The 3,767-nt window shown below is 70.0% G+C and carries 4 protein-coding genes and 1 pseudogene; 3 read left to right on the forward strand and 2 right to left on the reverse strand.

Annotated features, from left to right (window positions below; genetic code table 11):
- Nucleotides 1-66: 66 nt before the first annotated feature.
- Nucleotides 67-396: an ATP/GTP-binding protein gene (locus GA0115259_RS35215; RefSeq protein WP_066954014.1), complete on the reverse strand. Its 330-nt coding sequence runs from the start codon at nt 394-396 to the stop codon at nt 67-69.
- Between the two features lie 210 nt (nt 397-606).
- On the opposite strand from GA0115259_RS35215, the gene GA0115259_RS35220 reads away from it, so the two are divergent.
- Nucleotides 607-1,632 carry an LLM class flavin-dependent oxidoreductase gene (locus tag GA0115259_RS35220; protein ID WP_093604414.1) on the forward strand — a complete coding sequence of 342 codons (1,026 nt, stop codon included), beginning with the start codon at nt 607-609 and terminating at the stop codon, nt 1,630-1,632.
- 152 nt (nt 1,633-1,784) lie between these two features.
- Here the strand turns inward: GA0115259_RS35220 and GA0115259_RS35225 are convergent, their stop codons facing one another.
- Nucleotides 1,785-2,177: an SCO5389 family protein gene (locus GA0115259_RS35225; protein ID WP_066954020.1), complete on the reverse strand. Its 393-nt coding sequence runs from the start codon at nt 2,175-2,177 to the stop codon at nt 1,785-1,787.
- Between the two features lie 213 nt (nt 2,178-2,390).
- On the opposite strand from GA0115259_RS35225, the gene nucS reads away from it, so the two are divergent.
- Both nucS and GA0115259_RS35235 read left to right on the forward strand, forming a co-directional pair.
- Nucleotides 2,391-3,062 carry an endonuclease NucS gene (gene nucS / locus GA0115259_RS35230; protein WP_176732769.1) on the forward strand — a complete coding sequence of 224 codons (672 nt, stop codon included), beginning with the start codon at nt 2,391-2,393 and terminating at the stop codon, nt 3,060-3,062.
- A 228-nt stretch (nt 3,063-3,290) separates the two neighbouring features.
- Nucleotides 3,291-3,767: pseudogene (locus GA0115259_RS35235) on the forward strand (hypothetical protein); the annotation flags it as partial.

Genomic DNA, 3,767 nt, shown 5'->3' on the forward strand with positions numbered 1-3,767 from the left:
CCGACGACAACGCGGCGAGGCGCGGTGCCAGGGCACGCGAGCCCAGCAAGATCCAAACGAGAGGCCCTAGTACTTGGGCGCGTTGCGGGACCGCTGTACCCGTGAGGTACGGCGGTCCTTCGCGTTCCAGCAGGACTGGTGCCAGTGGCGCCGGTCGTCCACGCCGCCGTACTCGGGCCAGGCCACCACATGCGGCACGGCGGACGGGATCTCCTGATCGCAGCCCGGGCAGCGGTACCGCTTGCCCTCGGCGCTCGCGCCCGCGACATGGCGGACCGACCAATCCTCGCCCTGCCAGGACTCCGACCGCTGGAAACCGCCGTACCTGTCCCCCGGCTCACCGGCTCGCTCGGTCGTTTTCTCGCCGCCTCGGGGGCGGTTGCGGCGCGGGGACACAGGACACCTCACGGGGCAGACAGCACGGTTCCGCTACCAGCCTACGACCCGTACCACCGGGTAGGCGTCCCGCGCGGCACAGGACGTCCGGACTCACAGAACAGACTTAACGGACAATCGCATAACTTTTACGGACGGCCGTGCCTTTGGCACGTGTCAGACGTTGTTGCCCATAGGGGAGTCGCGTCGGCCGCAAGGAGGCAGAAGGCGATGCGTGTTGGAGCTTTCGTACTGTCCGCCCAGTTCCCTGGTCAGGGACAGGGAGAGGCACTGAACCGGGCGGTGCGCACCGCCGAACTGGCCGAGGAGTCCGGGCTGGACGCCGTCTGGCTGGCCGAGCACCACTTCGTACCGTACGGGGTGTGCCCGTCCGCCGTCACCCTGGCCGCGCTGCTCCTCGGCCGGACCCGGCGGATCCGGGTGGGCACGGCGGTCAGCGTGTTGCCGAACGTACATCCGGTGGCGCTCGGCGAACAGGCGGCGCTGCTGCATCTTGTGTCCGGAGGACGGTTCACGCTCGGTGTGGGACGGGGCGGGCCCTGGGTCGATCTGGAGGTCTTCGGCTCCGGTCTGGCCGCGTACGAGTGCGAGTTCCCCGAATCCCTCGCCCTGCTGCTGCGCTGGCTGAGCGAACCGTGTGTCGCGGCGGCGGGCGAGCGCTTCCGGTTCCGTGAAGTCCCCGTCGTACCAAGGCCGGACGAACTGCTGGACGCGGCGGGACCGGAGGTCGTCATCGCCTGCACCTCGCCCAGGACCGTACGGCTGGCCGCCGAGCACGGTCTGCCGATGCTGCTCGGGATGCACTGCGGCGACGAGGAGAAGGCGGAGATGGTCGGGCTGTGGCGTACGCACGCACGCGCGGCGGGCCGCAGTCCGGAGGAGATCGAGGGCGCCGCGCATGTGTCGGTCGGCGTCGTGCAGATCGCGGACGGCCGGGCCGAGGCTGCGGAGACGCTCGTCAAGGCGATGCCCGGCTGGCTGCGGCAGGGCCTGGGCGCGCATGTCACGGTCGACGGCAGGCCGCGGTCGATGCGGGATCCCGTGGAGTACACGGAGTTGCTGTGCGAGCTGCATCCGGTGGGACCGCCCGGCCTGGCCGTGGACCGGCTCACGGCCACGGCGGAGCGTACGGGCATCAGCCGCTTCGCGCTGCTCGTCGAAGGTTCGGGCGATCTGGCGGCGACGGAGGAGAACATACAGCGGCTCGGGACGGAGGTGCTGCCGGCGCTCTGCTGACGAGCGGCCGGACACCTGGCTGGTCATACGCCAACCACCCGCCGCGCACAGTGTGTCCGTCCTTCCGTGCTCTCGAACGGGCCTCCAGGACTGCTGCTGCCGCTCCTGCACCCACGACACCTCCCCGGTGCGCGGAGCGGCAGCAAGGGACCTCAGCAGTCCCGGAGTTCGGGAGACTGGTTGAGCAACTGGGCCCTCACCGAGGTGAAGCGGGCCAGCCGCTCGTCGACCGAGGTGTCCAGCGGGAACACCGCGACGCGGTGGCAGTTCTGAAAAGCGAGACGCACTCCGAAGTGCCGCTGGAGCGCACCGCGAATCGCATCACTCGCGAGCGCGCGCAGCAGCTGACCACGTGCCTGCTCGTCCGGCGGGGGCGTCTGGTTGTCGGCGAAAGGTCCACCGTCCACCTTCAGCTCTGCCACCAGAGAACTGATCATCTCCCATGCGTAGGGCAGGGAGGTCCGGACGCAGTCGACGAAAGCCGCTTCGTCGACCTCGCCTCGCTCGGCCTGATCCAACAGTGCCGGTGAGACGTCGAGCGACATGGGTTCTCCTCTCGCGACCCCGGGAAGCGGGGTCTTCCGGGCAGGGAAGGAGGCGACGACGACGCAGCGTGCACGACCGGCGACCTCCTGCTTCCACGTTAGGCGCGCAGTCGGGACGGCACCAGGAGAATGGGAACACAACCGGCCAATAACGAACGGGGGCTTCCGGGGCGAATCGCGCGGGAGCTCGCCGGTCGAGTAGCGTTGCCGACCATGCGTCTCGTCATTGCCCGCTGCTCCGTGGACTACGCGGGCCGGCTCACCGCCCACCTGCCCTCCGCTCCCCGTCTCATCCTGGTCAAGGCCGACGGCAGTGTGTCGATCCACGCCGACGACCGGGCGTACAAACCTCTCAACTGGATGTCGCCGCCGTGCACGCTCAAGGAAGGCGCCGACAACGACGCCGGTGTGTGGACGGTCGTGAACAAAGCGGGCGAGAAACTGATCATCACCATGGAGGAAGTACTCCACGATTCCTCGCACGAGCTGGGCGTCGACCCAGGGCTCATCAAGGACGGTGTGGAGGCGCATCTCCAGGAACTGCTCGCGGACCGTATCGAGACGCTGGGCGACGGATACACCCTGATCCGCCGCGAGTACCCGACGGCGATCGGCCCGGTGGACATCCTGTGCCGGGACGCGGACGGCGTGACGGTGGCGGTGGAGATCAAGCGGCGCGGCGAGATCGACGGTGTCGAGCAGCTCACGCGGTATCTCGAACTCCTCAACCGCGATCCTCATCTCGCCCCGGTGAAGGGCCTGTTCGCGGCCCAGGAGATCAAGCCCCAGGCCCGGGTGCTGGCGACGGACCGAGGGATCGGTTGTGTCGTACTCGACTACGACGGCCTGCGCGGCATCGAGGACGACAAGCTCCGCCTCTTCTGACGTCCGGAGTCTCTCCTGCCCTCCGAACGCACGGCCGGGACCGGCCACCCCGTCCGGCAGGGCATTGACATCGATATGGGGGCCGCTCTTCGGAGCGGCCCCCATGTCGTGTACGGCCCGTATCGGTTGTCGGTGCCTGGTTGCCGGCGCCGGCTGCTGACGTGGTGTCAGGCAGGTGCGTCCGTGCTGGTGGCGGGCTCCGGGGCGCCTGCGCTGAGGCTTGGGGACATGTCGCTCGCCGTCGCGGGCGGTGGCGGTGCGGAGGAGCTCTCCGAGGGCGTCTCCGACGACGGGGTGCCCGTGGGCGTCGTCGGCGGTGTCGACGGGGTGCTCGAAGTGCCGGTGGTCGGCGGTGTCGACGGCTTGGTCGGCGGCTTCGGCGTCTTGCCCGGTGTGGCGGACGAACCGCCGCCACCGGGAGTGGAACCGCCGCCCGTGGGACTGTCGGAGACCGACGCCGTACCCGAGGGCGTACCGCTGTCCGTCGGACTGGCCGCGGGCGCGCCCTGTTCCGTACGGCCGCCGCCCGGGCCGCGGGTCGTGTCGGCGGCGGGCTGGTCGGCCGTCAGACCGCTGTCGCCCTCCTCCGGATCCGTGGACGGTTCCGTGTTGACGCGGTCCGGCTGCGAGGTGTCGTTGCCGGAGGTCGCGCCCAGCGTCACCACCGTGCCCAGGACGGCCGCGAGCACCGCGCCCGCGCCCGCC

It is taken from the genome of Streptomyces sp. MnatMP-M17 (assembly GCF_900091995.1).
In the GTDB taxonomy this organism is placed as follows: domain Bacteria; phylum Actinomycetota; class Actinomycetes; order Streptomycetales; family Streptomycetaceae; genus Streptomyces.

Excerpts from the sequence above, each read along its gene's own strand:
- GA0115259_RS35220 (WP_093604414.1), top strand. The coding sequence starts at position 607 with ATGCGTGTTGGAGCTTTCGTACTGTCCGCCCAGTTCCCTGGTCAGGGA.
- GA0115259_RS35225 (WP_066954020.1), bottom strand. The coding sequence starts at position 2,177 with ATGTCGCTCGACGTCTCACCGGCACTGTTGGATCAGGCCGAGCGAGGC.
- nucS (WP_176732769.1), top strand. The coding sequence starts at position 2,391 with ATGCGTCTCGTCATTGCCCGCTGCTCCGTGGACTACGCGGGCCGGCTC.